This is a genomic window from Bordetella sp. H567, from assembly GCF_001704295.1.
Taxonomy (GTDB): Bacteria; Pseudomonadota; Gammaproteobacteria; order Burkholderiales; family Burkholderiaceae_B; genus Bordetella_C.
In genome coordinates this window covers 306,791-324,164 of sequence record NZ_CP012334.1, presented here as the reverse complement: position 1 = coordinate 324,164, position 17,374 = coordinate 306,791, and the positions used below count along the sequence as shown (strand labels likewise).

At 67.4% G+C, this 17,374-nt stretch carries 18 protein-coding genes; 14 read left to right on the top strand and 4 right to left on the bottom strand.

The features are described 5' to 3' along the window. Nucleotides 1-142: 142 nt before the first annotated feature. Complete coding sequence (locus AKI39_RS01460; RefSeq protein WP_066631775.1) at nucleotides 143-700, bottom strand: methylated-DNA--[protein]-cysteine S-methyltransferase; 558 nt, start codon at nucleotides 698-700, stop codon at nucleotides 143-145. A gap of 67 nt (nucleotides 701-767) precedes the next feature. Next, the gene (gene rsmI / locus AKI39_RS01455) at nucleotides 768-1,700 is read right to left on the bottom strand and encodes a 16S rRNA (cytidine(1402)-2'-O)-methyltransferase (protein WP_066631773.1); all 933 of its coding nucleotides are present in this window, start codon (nucleotides 1,698-1,700) and stop codon (nucleotides 768-770) included. A gap of 137 nt (nucleotides 1,701-1,837) precedes the next feature. Here rsmI and AKI39_RS01450 point away from each other — a divergent pair, with 137 nt between their 5' ends. The 8 genes from AKI39_RS01450 to cysW all read left to right on the top strand — a co-directional run bounded on the left by AKI39_RS01450 (nucleotide 1,838) and on the right by cysW (nucleotide 8,213). Beyond that, nucleotides 1,838-2,326, top strand: coding sequence for a YraN family protein (locus tag AKI39_RS01450; RefSeq protein ID WP_066631771.1), 489 nt, complete (start codon nucleotides 1,838-1,840; stop codon nucleotides 2,324-2,326). An 11-nt stretch (nucleotides 2,327-2,337) separates the two neighbouring features. Next, on the top strand, nucleotides 2,338-2,931 hold the full coding sequence (locus AKI39_RS01445) for a phosphoheptose isomerase (protein ID WP_066641943.1): 594 nt from the start codon (nucleotides 2,338-2,340) through the stop codon (nucleotides 2,929-2,931). After that, entirely contained in the window at nucleotides 2,928-3,677 is a 750-nt protein-coding gene (locus AKI39_RS01440; protein ID WP_066631769.1) for a BON domain-containing protein, read from the top strand. The genes AKI39_RS01445 and AKI39_RS01440 overlap by 4 nt, the downstream gene beginning before the upstream one ends. 171 nt (nucleotides 3,678-3,848) lie before the next feature. Continuing rightward, the gene (locus AKI39_RS01435) at nucleotides 3,849-4,343 is read left to right on the top strand and encodes a peroxiredoxin family protein (RefSeq protein ID WP_066641942.1); all 495 of its coding nucleotides are present in this window, start codon (nucleotides 3,849-3,851) and stop codon (nucleotides 4,341-4,343) included. A gap of 59 nt (nucleotides 4,344-4,402) precedes the next feature. After that, nucleotides 4,403-5,239: an NAD(+) diphosphatase gene (gene nudC / locus AKI39_RS01430; RefSeq protein WP_066631767.1), complete on the top strand. Its 837-nt coding sequence runs from the start codon at nucleotides 4,403-4,405 to the stop codon at nucleotides 5,237-5,239. Between the two features lie 104 nt (nucleotides 5,240-5,343). Next, nucleotides 5,344-6,351, top strand: coding sequence for a thiosulfate ABC transporter substrate-binding protein CysP (gene cysP / locus AKI39_RS01425; RefSeq protein WP_066631766.1), 1,008 nt, complete (start codon nucleotides 5,344-5,346; stop codon nucleotides 6,349-6,351). 139 nt (nucleotides 6,352-6,490) lie between these two features. After that, complete coding sequence (gene cysT, locus AKI39_RS01420; protein WP_066631765.1) at nucleotides 6,491-7,330, top strand: sulfate ABC transporter permease subunit CysT; 840 nt, start codon at nucleotides 6,491-6,493, stop codon at nucleotides 7,328-7,330. Between the two features lie 52 nt (nucleotides 7,331-7,382). Next, nucleotides 7,383-8,213 carry a sulfate ABC transporter permease subunit CysW gene (gene cysW / locus AKI39_RS01415; RefSeq protein WP_066631763.1) on the top strand — a complete coding sequence of 277 codons (831 nt, stop codon included), beginning with the start codon at nucleotides 7,383-7,385 and terminating at the stop codon, nucleotides 8,211-8,213. Nucleotides 8,214-8,218: 5 nt separating this feature from the next. Here cysW and AKI39_RS01410 read toward each other — a convergent pair whose 3' ends face one another. Next, nucleotides 8,219-8,812, bottom strand: coding sequence for a DUF2127 domain-containing protein (locus tag AKI39_RS01410; RefSeq protein WP_235610724.1), 594 nt, complete (start codon nucleotides 8,810-8,812; stop codon nucleotides 8,219-8,221). A 72-nt stretch (nucleotides 8,813-8,884) separates the two neighbouring features. Between AKI39_RS01410 and AKI39_RS01405 the strand changes: the two genes are divergently transcribed. From AKI39_RS01405 to AKI39_RS01380, 6 genes are all read left to right on the top strand, one after another. After that, nucleotides 8,885-9,367: a YajQ family cyclic di-GMP-binding protein gene (locus AKI39_RS01405; protein WP_066631762.1), complete on the top strand. Its 483-nt coding sequence runs from the start codon at nucleotides 8,885-8,887 to the stop codon at nucleotides 9,365-9,367. Nucleotides 9,368-9,601: 234 nt separating this feature from the next. Beyond that, nucleotides 9,602-10,171, top strand: a complete 570-nt coding sequence (locus tag AKI39_RS01400) for a winged helix-turn-helix transcriptional regulator (RefSeq protein WP_066631760.1) — start codon at nucleotides 9,602-9,604, stop codon at nucleotides 10,169-10,171. Between the two features lie 48 nt (nucleotides 10,172-10,219). Then, nucleotides 10,220-11,323, top strand: a complete 1,104-nt coding sequence (locus AKI39_RS01395; RefSeq protein WP_066631758.1) for an HlyD family secretion protein — start codon at nucleotides 10,220-10,222, stop codon at nucleotides 11,321-11,323. A gap of 119 nt (nucleotides 11,324-11,442) precedes the next feature. Then, complete coding sequence (locus AKI39_RS01390) at nucleotides 11,443-12,978, top strand: DHA2 family efflux MFS transporter permease subunit (protein WP_066641937.1); 1,536 nt, start codon at nucleotides 11,443-11,445, stop codon at nucleotides 12,976-12,978. 200 nt (nucleotides 12,979-13,178) lie between these two features. Further along, on the top strand, nucleotides 13,179-16,064 hold the full coding sequence (locus AKI39_RS01385; protein ID WP_066631756.1) for a hypothetical protein: 2,886 nt from the start codon (nucleotides 13,179-13,181) through the stop codon (nucleotides 16,062-16,064). A gap of 53 nt (nucleotides 16,065-16,117) precedes the next feature. Next, nucleotides 16,118-16,447: a DHCW motif cupin fold protein gene (locus AKI39_RS01380; RefSeq protein ID WP_066631754.1), complete on the top strand. Its 330-nt coding sequence runs from the start codon at nucleotides 16,118-16,120 to the stop codon at nucleotides 16,445-16,447. A 73-nt stretch (nucleotides 16,448-16,520) separates the two neighbouring features. Here AKI39_RS01380 and AKI39_RS01375 read toward each other — a convergent pair whose 3' ends face one another. Further along, nucleotides 16,521-17,372 (bottom strand): oxidoreductase, encoded by an 852-nt coding sequence (locus AKI39_RS01375; RefSeq protein WP_066631752.1) that lies wholly within the window; start codon nucleotides 17,370-17,372, stop codon nucleotides 16,521-16,523. Nucleotides 17,373-17,374: the final 2 nt, after the last annotated feature.

Genomic DNA, 17,374 nt, shown 5'->3' with positions numbered 1-17,374 from the left:
CCCGACACGCTTATCCGCGTGTCTGCCTTGCCGGGTTCGCTCACGCGGGTGCTGGTAATCGGGGATGTGCGGCTAACGCGAGGTGTGCTGCTTATCTAAGTGTGCCGCTAGCCGCAATGTGCTGCTTACCTGAGTGTGCCGCTCACCAGAGCGTGCCCTGACCGGAATCCTGTTTCACCCGTTTGGCGTCCGGTGACGCCGTGACGTAGGTGTGTCCTTCCAGCGCCAGCAAAGCCTGCTTGCGGTGCAAGCCACCGCCGAAGCCCGTCAGGGCGCTGTTGCTCCCGATGATGCGATGGCAGGGGATGAAGATGGAAATGGGATTACGGCCGACGGCTTGTGCCACCGCCCGCACGGCGGCCGGCTGCGCGCAACGGGTGGACAAGGCGCCGTAGCTTTCCAGGTTCCCGAAGGGGATATCCCGCAGCGCATCCCAGACGCGCCGCTGGAAAGGCGTACCGCGCGGCGCCATGGGCAGAGAGAATTCCCGCCTGCGCGCCGCGAAATATTCCGCCAGTTCAAGCGCGGCCCGATCCAGCAAGGGATCCGCCGATGCGACTGTGTCCGGCGGCATGGGCGGACAGTCGGCCTGGTCCAGGAACCACGCACCCGTCAGCGCGCCGCCTTCTGCCTGGAGGCGCATCGGCCCGAGCGGCGTATCGACGACGCGCAGGCGCAGCGGCGTGGCGGAGGCGGTCATGATGGGCCGGCCAGCAATGGGATCGCGAAAGAGACCACGACGTCTCGGGCGGCGGCGTGGCTGGCGATCATGATGGCTTGCGCGCCAGCGCGCGGGCATAAAGGACATCGCGCGGCAAGCCGCTGACGCGCGCCGCGACGCGGGCGGCGTCACGCACGGACACGGACTCCAGCAAGGCGTCGAGCAGGGCATCGGTGGCGGCGTCCACGCCGGCCGCTTCGGTGTCCACGGCCGGGGCCGCATGCGCGATCAACACGAATTCACCCTGGCCGCGGTGCGGCTGGGCCTGCAGCCAGTCCCCGGCCTGGTCCAGCGCCAGGGTGGCGACTTCCTCGAAACGCTTGGTCAGTTCGCGCGCCACCGTGACTTCGCGATGCGGGCCCAGCGTATCCCGCATATCGGCGAGCGTGGCCGCCACGCGATGCGGCGATTCGAACATCACCACCGGCGCCGGCAGGCCACACCATTGCGCCAGCCAGCGTTGGCGCGCCGCCGACTTGGCCGGAGGAAAACCGGCGAAGACGTAGGCGGGATTCTCGTCCGAGGTCACCCCGCTGGCCATCAGGGCGGCGATGACGGCGCTCGGCCCGGGCACGGGCACGACGGCATGGCCGGCCTGGCGCACGGCCCGCACGATGCGCGCGCCGGGATCGCTCACGGCCGGGGCGCCCGCATCGGATACCAGCGCCACGCGCTGGCCCTGGGCCAGGCGCTCGCAGATGGCCTGGGCGGCGGCGGCCTCGTTGTGGCGGTGCGCCGCCATCAACGGGGTACCGATACCCCAGGCGTCCATCAGCGTGCGGCTTTCGCGCGTGTCCTCCGCGGCGATGATGTCCGCGCGGACCAGGGCTTCCCAGGCCCGCAGGCTGAGGTCCCCCAGATTGCCGATGGGCGTGGCCACGACGTACAGGGTGGAAGGCGGCCATTGCTGCGCGGCGACGCGTTCGGCGATCCGGCGCCAGGCCTCGCCGCCAGCCGGCGGTGCGACGTTTTGGTTCATTACGGGAAAAATGGAAGGCACATCGTGCGAGTGTAGTGGCTTATCCGTCCAACGCCGGCCTGGGCCCGTCCATGGCCCCGGTTCGTCCCCCGACGCCCCCCACCCGGCCGGGGGCCGGCACCCGCCCATGACGCCGCATGACCGACGACACCAGCGCCCGATTGTTCGAATCCGCCCGGCGCGCCCAGGCTGCCCGGCTGCGGCGCCGCCAACGCGCGCCCCGGCCCCCCACACCCGCGGACCGCCCGCCGCGCCTGTCGCCCCGCCAGCAGGTGGGCAGCGACTACGAAGAACGCGCGCTGGCCCTGCTGGCGCGGGCCGGCCTGCGGCCGCTGGCCCGCAACCTGCGCTGCCGGGCGGGCGAAATCGACCTCGCCCTGCGCGACGGCGATACGCTGGTCCTCGTGGAAGTGCGCGCACGCGGCGATGTCCGCTACGGCGGGGCCGCCGCCAGCGTGGGCTGGGCCAAGCAGGCGCGGCTGATCCGGGCCGCCCGCTGCCTGCTGCCCGGCCTGGTGGCGCGCCACTGGCCCGCACGCCCGCCCAGGGTGCGTTTCGACGTGGTCGCGTTCGAGGACGACACGCCGCTGTGGCTGCGCCACGCCTTCGATGTGCCCATGAGATAATCCGCGGCATGATTGATATGACGACTCGCATGGTGTCGCACTTCAATAATGCGATCGCCACCCTCCAGGCCAGCCGAGACGTGCTGGCCGATACGCTTAGCGTGGCCGTGGACGTGCTTTTTGGCGCGCTGGCCAACAACGCCAAGATCCTGGCCTGCGGCAATGGCGGCTCGGCCGCGGACGCCCAGCACTTCGTCGCCGAACTGGTCGGCCGCTTCGAGCGCGAACGGCTGCCGCTGGCGGCGCTTACCTTGAACACCGATACCTCCATCCTGACGGCGGTGGGCAACGATTACGGCTTCGACGAAGTCTTCGAACGCCAGGTCAATGCCCTGGGCCAGCCCGGCGACGTGCTGTTGGCGATTTCGACCAGCGGCAATTCGCCCAACGTGGTCCGCGCCGTGCAGGCCGCGCAGCAACGCGAAATGCACGTCATCGCGCTGACCGGCAAGGGCGGCGGCGTAATAGGGGAACTCATGACCGCGCACGACGTCCATCTGTGCGTGCCGAACGACCGCACCATGCGTATCCAGGAAGCGCACATCGTGCTGCTGCATGCCTTGTGCGATGGTATCGATGCCTTACTGCTGGGAGACACCGAATGACACTGAAGACCCGATTTCACGCCATCCCCCTGGCCGCTGCGCTGACCGCGTCCGTCCTGATGCTGTCGGCCTGCGCCCCGGTGGTGGTCGGCGGCGCCGCCGCCGGCGCGGCAGTGGTGGCGACGGACCGCCGCAGCTCGGGTACCCAGCTGGACGACCAGAACATCAGCTTCAAGGTCGAACACGTGATTTCGCAGAAGCTGGGCGATGCCGCCCACGTCAGCGCCAATACCTATGAAGGCATGGTGCTGCTGACCGGCGAAGTGCCCAACGATGCCGCCAAGGCGCAGGCCGGCTCCCTGGCGCAGGGGGTGGAAAAGGTCAGGAAAGTGGCCAACCAGCTGACCATCGGGCCGGCATCCAGCTTCAACGTGCGGTCCAACGACACCTGGCTGAGCTCCAAGGTCCGTAGCGAACTGCTGAATACCAAGTTCGTGCCATCCGGCTCCATTTCCGTCACCACGGACAAGAGCGTGGTCTACCTTCAGGGGAAAGTAACCCAGGCCGAAGGAGAATATGCGGCGAACGCCACGGCCGGCATCACCGGCGTGGCCAAGGTGGTTAAACTGTTCGACATCATCAGCCGCGAGGAAGCGGTCCGGTTGTCGGGCAGCACCCCGGGCACGAATGCCGCGCCGGCGACTACGGGCTCGCAGCACGCGCCCATCGAGACGGGCGGCGGCGCGGCGGAAACCGCGGCCCCGGCCGGCGGCGGCGGTGGCGCCCAGGCGATGCCCATCAAGTAGGCCGGCCACGGCACGGGCAAGCGCGGCGCGCCGAATGCGCGATGCACGCGGGTGATGGGCGACGCGCGGGATGCGGATGCGGCCGGGCAATGGGCGGCGCGCGGCAAGCATGACGCGGCCGGATAATGCGTGATGCGTTCCATGGCGGAGCGCAAAGGGAACGGTGCGGGAATGAAGAAGCTCGTTGTCGCGGTCATGGTGGCGGTCGTCGCCGGGATCGCCGGGTGGTTCGTCTGGCGTCCGGTGCAGGCCGCACCGGACGTCACCTTCGCCTCCATCGACGGCAGGAAGATCTCGCTGCAGGACCTGCGCGGCAAGGTGGTGCTGGTCAAATTCTGGGCAACCGACTGCGTGACCTGTATCAAGCAGATGCCGGAGACCATTGCCGACTACAACCGCTACGCCCCCCAGGGCTTCCAGACGGTGGCGGTGGCCATGCAGTACGACCCGCCCAACTACGTGCTGAATTTCACCCAGAGCCGCAAGCTGCCGTTCACGGTGGCGCTGGACACGCAGGGCAAGGCCGCCCAGGCCTTCGGCGACGTGCGGCTGACGCCCACCGCCTTCCTCATCGATAAGCAGGGCAGGATCATCAAGCGCTACCTGGGCGAGTACGACCCCAAGGAATTCCACGCCCAGGTCGAAAAAGCCCTGGCCGCCGGGTAAGCCCGGCCAGACCCGCCGCCCCGCCGTCCGTGCGGGGCATATCCAACCGCCGCGCCCTCATGGCACATCCCACCGCATCCTCCTTCCCCAACGCCGAGGCCGGCGTCACGCCGTCCGGGCGGATTTTCATTTTCCGCGGCAGCGAACTGCTGGTGCGCACCGAAGACCTTGGACTGCCGGGCGAGGACGTGCGCGGCCATGAATGGGCCATCGACATCGAATGGCAGGCCGTGGGCCACCATCTGGGGCAACCCTGTATCAGCGCCGCGCTGGCGCGCGACGCGGCGCCGCCGGCCGGCTACACCTTCAAGCGCCTGCGCGAGATGTTTCCCCGGCTGGGCGAGGAAGCCTCCGCGGTGGCCGGCCGAGCCTTCCAGATCGCCGAATGGGCGCGCACGCATCGCTATTGCGGCCACTGCGGCACCCCCACCGTCCGGGTGTCCCACGAGTTCTGCATGAAATGCCCGAACTGCGGCCTGTCGGCGTATCCACGCATCTCTCCCGCCATGATGGTGCTGATCCGCAAGGGCGACAGCATCCTGCTGGCGCGCAACGCCAATTTCGTCGCCGGCCGATACAGCGCCCTGGCGGGCTTCGTGGAAGCCGGCGAATCCCTGGAAGCCACGGTACACCGCGAGGTCGAGGAAGAAGTCGGCCTGCGCGTGCGCGAGCTGAAGTACTTCAAGAGCCAGTCCTGGCCCTTCCCGCATTCCCTGATGCTGGCCTTCACCGCGGAGTACGACGGCGGCGACATCCGGGTGGACGGCCAGGAAATCGTCGACGCGCAGTGGTACGGCCCCGGCGACCAGCTCCCCGACATCCCGCCCACGGATTCCATCGCGGGCTCGCTGATCCGCGCCCATCTGCCGCCAGGCGCGATTCCATATAAGCGCTAGAAATATATAAAACAAAATTTATTCGTTTGAGTAACTAAGCGGCCCCGGCATGATGCCTCGGCCGTTCGTGTCGAACGGCCATTGTCCACCGTGGAGCCGTTCCCTTGATCAAGCGCCTGCTCGCCACCTCGATCGCCGCCACCCTGCTGTTGGGTTCGGGCGCCGCATCGGCCCAGCAAACCCTGCTGAATTCCTCGTATGACGTCGCGCGTGAGCTCTTCACGGCCATCAATCCCAAGTTCGTCGCATACTGGAAGGAAAAGACCGGCGAAACCGTCACGGTGGAACAGTCCTTCGGCGGTACCTCGCGCCAGGCCCAGGCCATCCTGCAGGGCCTGAAGGCGGACACGGTGACGTTCAACCAGGTGCCCGACGTCGACATCCTGGCCAAGCGCGGCCTGCTCGCCAAGGACTGGCAGAAGAAATTCCCAGGCAACAGTTCGCCCTACTACAGCACCATCGCCTTCCTGGTCCGCAAGGGCAATCCCAAGCACATCCAGACCTGGGACGACCTGGTGCGCGACGACGTCAAGGTGGTCTTTCCCAACCCCAAGACGTCCGGCAACGCGCGCTATACCTATCTGGCCGCCTGGCTGTACGCGCAGCAGAAGTTCAACGGCGACGAGGCCAAGACGCGCGCCTTCGTGGGCAAGCTGCTGCATAACGTGGAGAGCTTCCCCACCGGCGGCCGCGGCGCCACCGTGGCCTTCGCGCAGAACAACCAGGGCGATGCCGTGCTGACCTTCGAATCCGAAGTGCGCAATATCGCCGCCAGCGATGAATTCAAGCCGCTGGGCCTGGAAGTGGTCGTGCCCCCCGTCAGCGTGCTGGCCGAATTCCCGGTGGCCGTGGTGGACAAGGTGGTGGATGCCAAGGGGACGCGCAAGCTGGCCGAGGCCTATCTGCAATACCAGTATTCGCCAGAGATCCAGACGCTGCTGGCCAGCTTCAACTACCGCGTGCGCGATCCGGACGTGGTCAAGGCCAATGCCAGCCGCTTTCCCAAGGTGGAATTGCTGGATCCGCAAAAGCTGGGCACCTGGGACCAGATCCAGGACACGCATTTCAAGAGCGGCGGCATCCTGGACCAGCTGCTCGCCGGCAAATCCTGATCGCGCCTACTTGGCGTAGACTGGCGCCTTTCCGCACGGCGGCGGGCGCCGATCGCGGCGGCGCGCGAGCCGCCGCCAGGCAAGGCCCCCGGCGCCGGCCGGCCGCCCCGCGCGACCGGCCGGTTTTCCATAGACAGGTATGGCGAGATTCTTCAAACAACACCCGACCCTGCCTGGGTTCGGATTGAGTTTTGGCGTCAGCAGCTTATTCATCTCGCTGGTGATCCTGTTCCCGATCGCGGCGCTGCTGGCCTACACCAGCGAGATGAGCGCCTCGCAATACTGGCAGGCCATTACGGACCCGCGCGTGCTGGCGAGCTATCGCGTCACGCTGCTGGGCGCCCTGCTATCGACCATCGTGGTGGTCCTGTTCGGATTGTTGCTGGCCTGGATCCTGGTGCGCTATCGCTTTCCGGGCCGCCTGTTCCTGGATTCCCTCGTCGATCTGCCGTTCGCCCTGCCCACGGCGGTGGCCGGGCTGACGCTGTCGGTACTGCTGGGGCCCAACGGCTGGGTCGGCCAGTGGTTCGACCTGGCCGGAATCAAGATCTCGTACGCCTTTCCGGGCCTGGTGTCGGCCATGATATTCACCAGCCTGCCCTTCGTGGTGCGTTCCGTGCAGCCGGTGCTGGAGGAGATCGGACCGGAATACGAAGAGGCCGCGCACACGCTGGGCGCCAACGACAGGCAGACCCTGTGGCGCGTGCTGCTGCCCGCCTTGACCCCGGCGCTGTTCACCGGCGGGTCGCAGGCCTTCATCCGCAGCCTGGGCGAATTCGGGGCGGTGGTGATGATCGCCGGCAACATTCCGTTCAAGACCGAGATCACCTCGCTGATGATCTTCGTGCGCGTATCCGAATTCGACTATCCGGCGGCTTCCGCCATCGCCACCGTGGTGCTGGCCGCTTCGCTGCTGCTGTTGTTCGGCCTGCACGTGCTCCAGGGCCGCCTGCTGCCGTGGCAGCGGCCGGGGCGCTAAGGCCCACGAACCGTGACGTAAGGGGCAATCTTCCAGTGTTGACGGACTCCATATGCGCAAACGACCCAAGAACTGGCGCCAGTGGGCGCTGATCGCCATCGGCATCATCGGGGCCTTCCTGCTGCTGGTGCTGCCGCTGGCGCTGATCTTCCAGCAGGCGCTATCCGCCGGCTGGCATGCGCTGGTGGACAATCTGCAAGACGAAGAGATGCGGCACGCGATCTCGCTGACGCTGCTGGCCGCGGTGCTGACCGTGCCGATCAATGTCGTCTTCGGCATCCTGCTGGCGTGGTGCGTCACCCGCTACGATTTCCATGGCAAGCAGATCCTGACCACGCTGGTCGATATCCCGTATGCCACATCACCGGTGGTGGCGGGGCTGTGCTACCTGGTGGTGTACGGCATGGAAAGCGTGGTGGGCGGCTGGCTGGGGCAGCACGACATCCAGTTGATGTTCGCCTGGCCGGGCATCGTGATGGTGACGGTGTTCGTGACTTCGCCCTTCGTCGCCCGCATCCTGATCCCGCTGATGCAGGCCCAGGGATCGGACGAAGAATACGCGGCGCTGACGCTGGGCGCCAGCGGCTGGCAGATCTTTCGCCGCATCACGCTGCCGAACATCAAATGGGCCCTGCTGTACGGGACCATCATCACCAATGCCCGCGCGGTCGGTGAATTCGGCGCGGTGTCGGTGGTGTCCGGCGCGATCCGGGGCAAGACCGTCACCCTGCCCTTGCTGATCGAGCAGCTGAACGACGACTACAAGACGGTGGCGGCCTTCACGGCTGCGGCGCTGCTGGCCTGCCTGGCGCTGCTGACGATGGTGGTGAAGACGGCCATGGAGTGGGGCCAGCGCGTGACCGTGCGCGGGCCGGCGCATTGACCGGGTCAGCGCCTCATATGCGGGACGAGCTTGCCGCGGCGCCACAGCTGCCAGACCAGGAAAGCCACGATGCCCACGTTGAACAGCACCACCGCCACGGCCAGGACGCTGGGCCGATGCACCAGGTGACGCAGCTCGAAGGGTACGTAGATGCCGCCGGACAGCGCGCCCAGCCATTCTCCCCAGGCGCGATCGCGCCACAAGCCATAGGCTTCGGCCAGCCGCACGATGACGTACCCGCCGGCCAATGCGACCAGCGTGCGCAGGCTGGTGTCCTGCAGCATCGTGGCGTACTGGAGCAGCACCTCCGGATAATGCCCGCCGGGATCCAGGCCGAAATGGCCGATCAGCACCGACACGATATGGCTCAGATCGCGGTGGAGCAGGCCCAGCAGCCCGATGCTGGCGGCCAGCGCACCCACGCCCTTGGCGGCCTCGACCAGGGCGATGAAGCGCTGCGCGCGCTGGCGTGCGGACAGGTGATCGGCCGGCGCGCCAGGCAGGACGGGATCGGGGATTGCGGGATCGCGGTTCTTCATGGCGATGTTCAGTATCAGCCGTCTGGCGGCGATGCCCGAAGGCGGGCCGTCCGGTAGCATAGCGGCTTTCCGGCCGGCCGTCGGCCGTGGGAAAATCGGCGCATATATCAAAGAGCTAGAGAGGACCGCACCATGCCTTCTTTCGACGTGGTTTCCGAAGTGGACAAGCATGAGTTGAGCAACGCCGTCGATCAGGCCAACCGGGAACTGGCGACGCGTTTCGACTTCAAGGGCACCGATGCCAAATTCGAGCTGGAAGAGTACGTCGTGACGCAGGTCGCGCCGTCGGCCTTCCAGCTCAAGCAGATGCTGGATATCCTGCGCGGGCGCCTGACCGCCCGGGGCATCGATCCGCGCAGCATGGATCCGGCGGACCCGGTGGTGAACCTGGGGGGCGCCCGCCAGAAGGTAACGATCAAGCAGGGCATCGAACAACCCGTCGCCAAGAAGCTGGTGGCCGCCATCAAGGACGCCAAGCTCAAGGTGGAAACGCAGATCAACGGCGACAAGCTGCGCGTCACGGGCAAGAAGCGCGACGATTTGCAGACGGTCATCGCCCTGCTGCGCAAGACCGACGTGGACCTGCCCTTGCAGTTCCAGAATTTCCGCGATTAGGCCACGCGCGGCTCGCGATGCCCAGACGGCCCGCTTTGATGCGGGCCGTCTGTTTTTGATGCCGGCGCTTGGTCTCCTGGATGCCGCCCCTTGTTTTCTGAGCGCCCTGTGCGAAGGCCAGCAGGACGCGATGTCCCCGCCCAAAAAAGGGGCATGGAAAAAACCGGCTTGTCACTTGCAAATTGAAAGTTAGTATGGGTAGAATCACTTGCAACTTGAAAGTGACCTTCTGCCATGCAGCCGACCGATTTCGCCCACATGCCTTGCCCCATCGCGCGCAGCCTCGCCCGCGTGGGCGAACGCTGGACCATGCTCATCCTGCGCGATGCATTCCAGGGCATGACCCGCTTCGATGAATTCCGCAAAAGCCTGGATATCGCCCCCAATATCCTGACGCGCCGGCTGGCCGAACTCGTGCGGCTGGGGCTGCTGGAAAAGCGCGTCTACACGCGCCGACCCACGCGCCACGAATACATCCCCACCCAGATGGCGCACGATTTCCGTCCCGTGATGCTGGCCATGATGGCTTGGGGCAACCGCTACTTCTCTCCGGAAGGCCCGGCCATGATGCTGGTGGCGCGCGACACCGGCGCGCCGGTCGAACAGCGCTGGGTGGATACCTCGACGGGCCGCATCCTGGATTCCGGCGAATACGCCGTGGTTGCGGGCCCGGCCGCCACCCCGCGCGCCCGCTATCGCATGGAGTTCGCCGCACGCAAGCGGCAGGGCCTGGGCGCGGATGAGCGCTTCGATCCGGACGGGTACGACGACGACTCGGCGTCCCCCGCCTCTACCGGCGGCTGAAGCGTCCGCCCGCCTTTCACAAACGGCTGCCCCCAAGAGAACGTCGCCATGTCTTCCCCCACCGCCGGCGCGGCCGCGCCCACGCTAGTCCCGGGCTCCGCCACCGCCCCCGCTGTCCGCCCGAATCGCCGCCGGCTTGCCTACCTGGCCGCCGCGGTGCTCGCGCTCGCGGGCGCCGCCGGGTACGGCTATCACTGGTGGCGCGAAGGACGCTTCATCGAGGATACGGATGATGCCTACGTCGGCGGCGACATCACCGTGCTGGGCACCAAGGTGCCCGGCTATATCGCGCAAGTCGCGGCGGGCGACAACCAGGCCGTGCACGCCGGCGACCTGCTGGTCAGGCTGGACGACCGCGACTATCGCGCCGCGCTGGAAAAAGCCGACGGCACCGTCGCCGCGCAGCGGGCGCTGCTGGCCAACCTGGACGCCAACCGGCGCCTGCAGGAAGCGATGATCCTGCAGGCGCGCGCCGGCGTGGCGGCGGCCGAAGCCGAAACGGTGCGCACCCGGCAGGACCAGGCCCGCTACAAATCGCTGTCGGCCAACGCGGCGGTGTCGGTGCAGAGCTGGCAAAAGGCCGATTCCGATTACAAGCAGGCGGCGGCCAACCAGCAGAAGGCCGAGGCGGCCCTGGTGGCGGCGCAGCGCGAGCTGGACGTCATTGATACGCGGAAAGGCCAGGCGAGCGCCGCGCTGGCGCAGGCCACGGCCGACCGCGAACAGGCCCGCCTGAACCTTTCCTATACCGAAGTGCGTGCCCCCATGGATGGCACGGTGGGCAATCGCCGCGCGCGCCAGGGCGCCTATGTGCCGGCCGGCACGCAGATGTTGTCCCTGGTGCCCGCCAAGGGACTGTGGGTCGATGCCAATTTCAAGGAAAGCCAGCTGGCGCGCATGGCCCCCGGGCAGCGCGCCGTCATCGTCGCCGATGTGATGCCGGATCGCGTCTTCCACGGCCGGGTCGCCAGCCTGGCGCCCGCCACGGGCGCGCAGTTCAGCGTGCTGCCGCCGGAAAACGCCACCGGCAATTTCACCAAGATCGTGCAGCGCGTACCGGTGCGCATCGTGCTGGACGACGAGGATGCGTTGCGGCTGCTGCGCCCGGGCTTGTCGGTGCGGGCGGAAGTCGACGCGCGGACGCATCCATGAGCGAGTCCGCCGCGGCGCGCGACTGGGCGGATGCCGGGGCCGATGCGGATACCGACGCGTATGCAAGCGAGCATGCGCGCCCGGGCCGCAAAAACGCGGAGCCACGTTCTCCAGCCGATATGTCGACCGGCGAAAAGATCTTCGCCTTCTCGACGATGTGCGCGGGCATGTTCATCGCGCTGCTGGACATCCAGATCGTCTCGGCCTCGCTGAAGGATATCGGCGGCGGCCTGTCCGCCGGCGTGGATGAAACTGTCTGGGTCCAGACCGCCTACCTGATCGCCGAGATCATCGTGATCCCGCTGTCCGGATGGCTGGCGCGCGTCATGTCCACGCGCTGGCTGTTCGCCGCGTCGGCGGCCGGGTTCACGGCGGCCAGCCTGCTGTGCGGCTGGGCCTGGAACATCGAGAGCATGATCGCCTTCCGCGCGCTGCAAGGCTTCCTCGGTGGATCGATGATCCCGCTGGTCTTCACCACCGCCTTCGCCTTCTTCGCCGGGCCGCAGCGCGTACTGGCCGCCGCCACCGTCGGCGGGCTGGCGTCGCTCGCCCCCACCTTGGGCCCCACGGTGGGCGGCTGGATCACCGATCACTATTCCTGGCACTGGCTGTTCTTCGTCAACCTGGTGCCCGGGCTGTTCGTGACCATCATGGTGCCGCTGTTCGTGCGCGTCGACCGGCCCGATCCGTCGCTGCTGCGCGGCGCGGATTACCCGGGCATCGCCCTGCTCGCGATCTTCCTGGGCTGCCTGGAATACACGCTGGAGGAAGGGCCGCGCTGGGATTGGCTGAACGATCCCACCATCCTGGCCACGGCCTGGATATCGGGCCTGGCCGGCGTGGGCTTCGTCTGGCGCACCCTCACCTTCGCCCATCCCATCGTCGACCTGCGCGCGCTGAAGGACCGCAATTTCGCGCTGGGCTGCCTGTTCTCCTTCGTCAGCGGCGTGGGCATCTTCGCCACGATCTACCTGACCCCGCTGTTCCTCGGGCACGTGCGCGGCTACAGCGCCCTGCAGATCGGCACCGCCATCTTCTCCACCGGCGCCTTCCAGATCCTGTCCATCCCCCTGTACACGATGCTGGCCAATCGCGTCGACCTGCGCTGGCTGCTGATGGCCGGGCTGGCCTGCTTCGCCTTTTCCATGTGGAGTTTCGTGCCCATCACGCACGACTGGGGGGCGGGGGAATTGCTGCTGCCGCAGGCCTTGCGCGGCATGGCGCAGCAGTTCGCCGTCGCGCCCACCGTCACGCTGACGCTGGGCAGCCTGTCCCCCGCCCGGCTGAAGCTGGCCTCCGGCCTGTTCAACCTGATGCGCAACCTGGGCGGCGCCATCGGCATCGCGGTGTGCGCCACGCTGCTGAACGACCGCACCAACCTGCATTTCCAGCGGATGGCCGAACGCCTGAACACGCGTAACGAGGCGATGAACGATGCGCTGGCGCGCATGACGGCGCAGGCGACCGATTGGTCCAGCGATCCCGTCACGGCGGGGCTCACGCGATTATGGTCGCTGGCCTATCGCGAAGCGCAGACGCTGGCCTATTCGGATGCCTTTCTGGCGGTCATGGCCTGCTTCGTCGCCGCGACCATGCTGGTGCCGCTGATGCGCAAGGTGCGTCCGCCCAAGGCCCCCTCGGCGGACGCGCACTGAAGCCCGTTTCTGCGGGCAGGGCGTGGCGGATCGGTGGTATCGCGAGACGCCGGCGGCGCGACGTTTTGTTACGCCTATCCCGCTGCCGGAACACCGCATAGGCCCCCGGCACCTACCCCCGTTGTCTCGCGGTACGCAGTGCTTTTCTCTTCCTCCTGCCGGCCCCGCCCAGGCGCCGGCTCCCTCCGGAGCAGGCACCCATGCCCATCAATGGCTACAGCAACACGCTGCCCGCTGTCCTTTTCGCCAACGCACCCCCGGGCCGTGACCGTGACGCCGCCACCCAGCCGGCCACGGCCCGGCCGGGCGGCGCCCGCCGCGCGTCTGACACGGGCCACAGGCCGGCCACGACGGGCAGCCTGGGCTATTCGATACGCTATATGGTGGCCGGCACGCAGCGGCGCGCCGCCATGCGCATGGAAAGGGTCGAAACACGCCTGGCCGACTCCATGGATCGCTTCCTCGCGCGGTGGAGCCGGCGCGAGATCGACGAGCTTTCCGAGCACGATGGCGCGAAGCTGCTGAAGGCGGTCTGCAAGGACGCGATGTCCGGCGGCTTCGAACTGGAACAGCCCGCGATGATCGCGATCCTGCATCGTTGCCTGGATGACATCAAGGACCCGGAGCGGCTTTCACAGCTGTACAACGATCTGACCGCCAGCGCGCCATGTACGCGCGCCATTGCCGACCTTCAGAACGACAAGCTGCGCCCCGTTGCGCACCGCGTGCTGGAGACGCTGGAAGCGGCCTTGGCGGAGACACTCGCGGCGCGCATCGGCACGCCGCTGTTCGGACGGCTGCTCAGGACGACGGCCTACACGCCGGAGGCGGCACGCCAGGTCCGCGATACGCTGGAACAGCTGCACGGCATCGGCCTATGGCTATCGTCGCCCACGCGTTCCGCCGCGCAGGTGCTCAGCCGCATGCTGGACATCCTGACAAACGCGGAATTGGGCAAACTGGCCGCCCAGGCCTGGCCGGAACTGTCCGTGCGCGACGAGTTCTACGGCGCCTATCCGGCGGAAGAGGAAGCGGCCCTGGCCTTCAGCGCCGCATGCAGCGGCGAAGCGCTGACGACGTGGCGCGACGCCGTGCACCTGCAGCTGGACGGCCGCAAGCGCGTGGCCGTCGCGCAAGCCGCGCGCACGATCGAGTGGCCCGTCGGCAGTCAACGCGTGGCCGACGCCATGCACACGCTATACCGGCGGCTGGACAACGCCGCGTTCACCTTGACCGGCGTGTTGCCCCACTCCAGCGTGTTGCGCGCGCGCATACGGACCGAAGCCCTGGCCTTCGCCATGAACCGCTTGCCGGAGGACTGGCGATCCGCCGTATTGCGTACGCTACAGCCGCGCGAGCTGTCCTCCATCAAAACATCGCTGGATGCGCGTCCCGATATGCCGGCGCTGGCCGACGCCTCGGTCACCGCGGCGGTGGAGGCCGTACAGGCCGATATGCTGGGGGCAGACCGCCGGGCCGTGGAGGAGTCGCTTGCCCGCCTGCACGAGGCGATCGCCCTGAAAGACCGGACAGTCGCCTTGACCCATCTGTCAGCGCTGGCCCATGCACTATGGGAACTGCGCAGGACGCAGGATGCGTTCAACACCCCCATGCCCGATGAATTGGAAGCGTCCCTGCGGCATGCCGTAAGCGGCATGCGCGCCCTGTTGCAAGGCGACGGCGATGATTCCGATGCACGCATGCTGCGCGGCATGTCCGACGCCGAACTGGGCAGGCTGCGTACCGCCATCCCGCCTCTATCGTCCCTTGGAACGCTGGTGGACAAACCGGCATTGACGGCGGCAATCGACGCGCGCCGCGGGATACCGCCCCGGGCACGCGAGAGCATGCGCCAATTGGTCCAGACGCTGATGCGCGCCGACGCCGATATCGCGACGGTCTTCGCGCGCTTGCGCGACGTGGCGGACATCCTGTTCCAGGTCAGCCGGCGCCTGGCAGCCATGGGCGAGGACGTCTCGGCGGACACCAACTCCGCGCTCGCCCAGGATGTGGTTTGGCCCACGATCGAAGGCCTTGCGCGCCAGGACGACGCCGCAACGGACAATCGCATGGGTCCGGCGCCGGCGCGGATCGGCGGAACGCACCCGCGCTTGAGCGAGCTCGTCGAGGCATGGGCTGACTGGTCCACCGCGCAACGGCAAGAGGAATGCGCGCGCCTGGATGCATGCACGTCCACGCTGATGCTGGCGTGGTATGTGGAACGCCATCTGCACGCCGCCATCGCGGTGGCCCACCGTGCGGACGGGGATGCCGGTCTTGGCCGCGACGGCGCCACGACGCCCGCCCCCGAAGACGTCCATACCGAGGCTTTGCGTGCGGCCATCGCGGGCCAATTCGGCGTGGACTGGGACGCGGCGAACCATGTGGCGATGCCCTGCATCACGTACGCCCTGCATTGCACCTTGGAACGGTATCTGGCCGCCCCGCCCACCGAGGATGTTCTGCGCTCGCGGCCCATCAATCTGCATGCCTCCGACGGCCAGCCTTCCTGGTTCGTCGTCAGCGAGAAATTCGCGCGCGGCATGCTGGACCAGCCTGGCATGGCGCTGAGCGTGGAAGGCATCGGGCCACGCGGAAACGCGGTATACAGCGGCGGCTTTTCGGCGGCCTTGGACAAGGACGCCCGGCTTGCCGCCATGGGTACGGCCATGCACGCCCTGCGCGACCTGGCGGGCGCGGCGATGACGACCTTGACGCGATGGATGCATCGGGGCATACCGGAGGGCTTCGTCGCCGCGCTCGCGGCATCGCCGGACAGCTATGCGCTGCGGTTGCCGGACGGCTCGCGGGCGAAAGGCCCGACGTCGGCGCCGAATGCCACCGAATTCCGGGTGCGGCGGGAGCCCGACGGGGAATACAGCATCGCCACCTTGTTGACATGGAGCGAGATCAGAAACCTGCCCTTGATCACGGCGGCTTCAGCGATGCCATACGGCACGATCGCACTGGATCCGTCGCGCAGCCGCATCCAGGCGGCCTTCGAACTGCGCGCGGACGCGCAGGGCGTTGTACTCGGGTTGCGAAGAGCGGTCGACATCCGCTATACGCTGACGCCCCTACAATAACGATCATCGAATTTTCCCTCGCCCACGCTGGCCTGCTCCCTGGACGTCCCACGATGAAACTCTCCGACATTCCATTTGGCACGACCGACTGGTCGGCCATCGAGGCTACCGAACATGCCGGCACGACAGGCAAGGCGCTTTGGCGTACCCGCCAGTTCGGGGACATACGCGTGCGCATGGTCGAATACACCCCAGGGTATCTGGCGGACCATTGGTGCAGCAAGGGGCATATCCTGCTGTGCCTGTCGGGGTCGTTGGATACCGAACTGGAGGATGGGCGGCGGTTTACCCTGCGTCCGGGGATGAGCTATCAAGTCGCCGATGGGGCTGAGGCGCATCGGTCATCCACCGCCGCGGGGGCGGTGTTGTTCATCGTCGACTGACGGCGCGATGCGGGTTGGGGGTTTTGATCGCTGCGTGCGGGAGTCGTGGCGCCAGTGTCACGACTCCCGCACGCTATTCGGGAAAGTCCGCCGCCAGCCCCACACCGCGCCAAGCCTCGATTTGATCGAGCCGTTCCCGCAACTTGTCCGTCACCGCCTTGACACCAAAACCGCCCAGCACCAGATGGCGAGGCGCTGTATCCACTTCGGTGATATGAATCATGGCCTGTGCGGCACGATCCGGATCCCCGATCTGCTTGCCGCTGTTCTCGCGCGTGGCCTGCATGCGCTTGGCGGAGCTCTCGGCGTAGTCGGCGATCCGGGTAGGCGTTTGCCGTAGCGAACGACCGGCCCAATCGGTGCGGAATGGCCCCGGCTCGACGCAGGTGACCTGGATGCCCAACGAAGTCACTTCCGCCGCCAAAGCATCGGAGAAACCCTCGACGGCATGCTTGGAGGCCGCGTAATAGGCGGATCCCTGGAAGCCCACCAGGCCGGCCACGGACGTAATGTTGATGATATGCCCACGCCGCCGCTCCCGCATGCCGGGCAGCACTGCCCGTGTCATGGCGAACAGGCCAAACACATTGGCATCGAACTGCGCGCGGATCTCCGCTTCGACGCCCTCTTCCACCGTGGACTGGTAGCCGTATCCCGCGTTATTGACCAGCACATCGATGCGGCCGAAACGTTCCTGCGCCGCGCGCACGGCCGCGGTGATGGCGGCCGTGTCCGTGACGTCCAGCGACAACGCCAGTACGCGGTCCGGTGACCGTTCCGCGAGGTCCGCGATGCGGGCCTGGTCGCGCGCGGTGGCCACGACGGGCCAGCCGCGAGCGATCACCGCCAGCGCCAGTGCGCGGCCGAAGCCAGTGGAACAACCGGTGATGAACCAGACGGGAGAGGACTGCGGGGCGGTCGGCATGG

Coding starts and splice junctions, on each gene's coding strand:
- nudC (WP_066631767.1), top strand. CDS start 4,403: ATGGCACATCCCACCGCATCCTCCTTCCCCAACGCCGAGGCCGGCGTC.
- AKI39_RS01440 (WP_066631769.1), top strand. CDS start 2,928: ATGACACTGAAGACCCGATTTCACGCCATCCCCCTGGCCGCTGCGCTG.
- AKI39_RS01460 (WP_066631775.1), bottom strand. CDS start 700: ATGACCGCCTCCGCCACGCCGCTGCGCCTGCGCGTCGTCGATACGCCG.
- AKI39_RS01375 (WP_066631752.1), bottom strand. CDS start 17,372: ATGCCGACCGCCCCGCAGTCCTCTCCCGTCTGGTTCATCACCGGTTGT.
- AKI39_RS01385 (WP_066631756.1), top strand. CDS start 13,179: ATGCCCATCAATGGCTACAGCAACACGCTGCCCGCTGTCCTTTTCGCC.
- rsmI (WP_066631773.1), bottom strand. CDS start 1,700: ATGAACCAAAACGTCGCACCGCCGGCTGGCGGCGAGGCCTGGCGCCGG.
- AKI39_RS01390 (WP_066641937.1), top strand. CDS start 11,443: ATGTCGACCGGCGAAAAGATCTTCGCCTTCTCGACGATGTGCGCGGGC.
- AKI39_RS01405 (WP_066631762.1), top strand. CDS start 8,885: ATGCCTTCTTTCGACGTGGTTTCCGAAGTGGACAAGCATGAGTTGAGC.
- AKI39_RS01400 (WP_066631760.1), top strand. CDS start 9,602: ATGCAGCCGACCGATTTCGCCCACATGCCTTGCCCCATCGCGCGCAGC.
- AKI39_RS01410 (WP_235610724.1), bottom strand. CDS start 8,812: ATGCTACCGGACGGCCCGCCTTCGGGCATCGCCGCCAGACGGCTGATA.
- AKI39_RS01435 (WP_066641942.1), top strand. CDS start 3,849: ATGAAGAAGCTCGTTGTCGCGGTCATGGTGGCGGTCGTCGCCGGGATC.
- AKI39_RS01395 (WP_066631758.1), top strand. CDS start 10,220: ATGTCTTCCCCCACCGCCGGCGCGGCCGCGCCCACGCTAGTCCCGGGC.
- AKI39_RS01450 (WP_066631771.1), top strand. CDS start 1,838: ATGACCGACGACACCAGCGCCCGATTGTTCGAATCCGCCCGGCGCGCC.
- cysW (WP_066631763.1), top strand. CDS start 7,383: ATGCGCAAACGACCCAAGAACTGGCGCCAGTGGGCGCTGATCGCCATC.
- cysT (WP_066631765.1), top strand. CDS start 6,491: ATGGCGAGATTCTTCAAACAACACCCGACCCTGCCTGGGTTCGGATTG.
- AKI39_RS01380 (WP_066631754.1), top strand. CDS start 16,118: ATGAAACTCTCCGACATTCCATTTGGCACGACCGACTGGTCGGCCATC.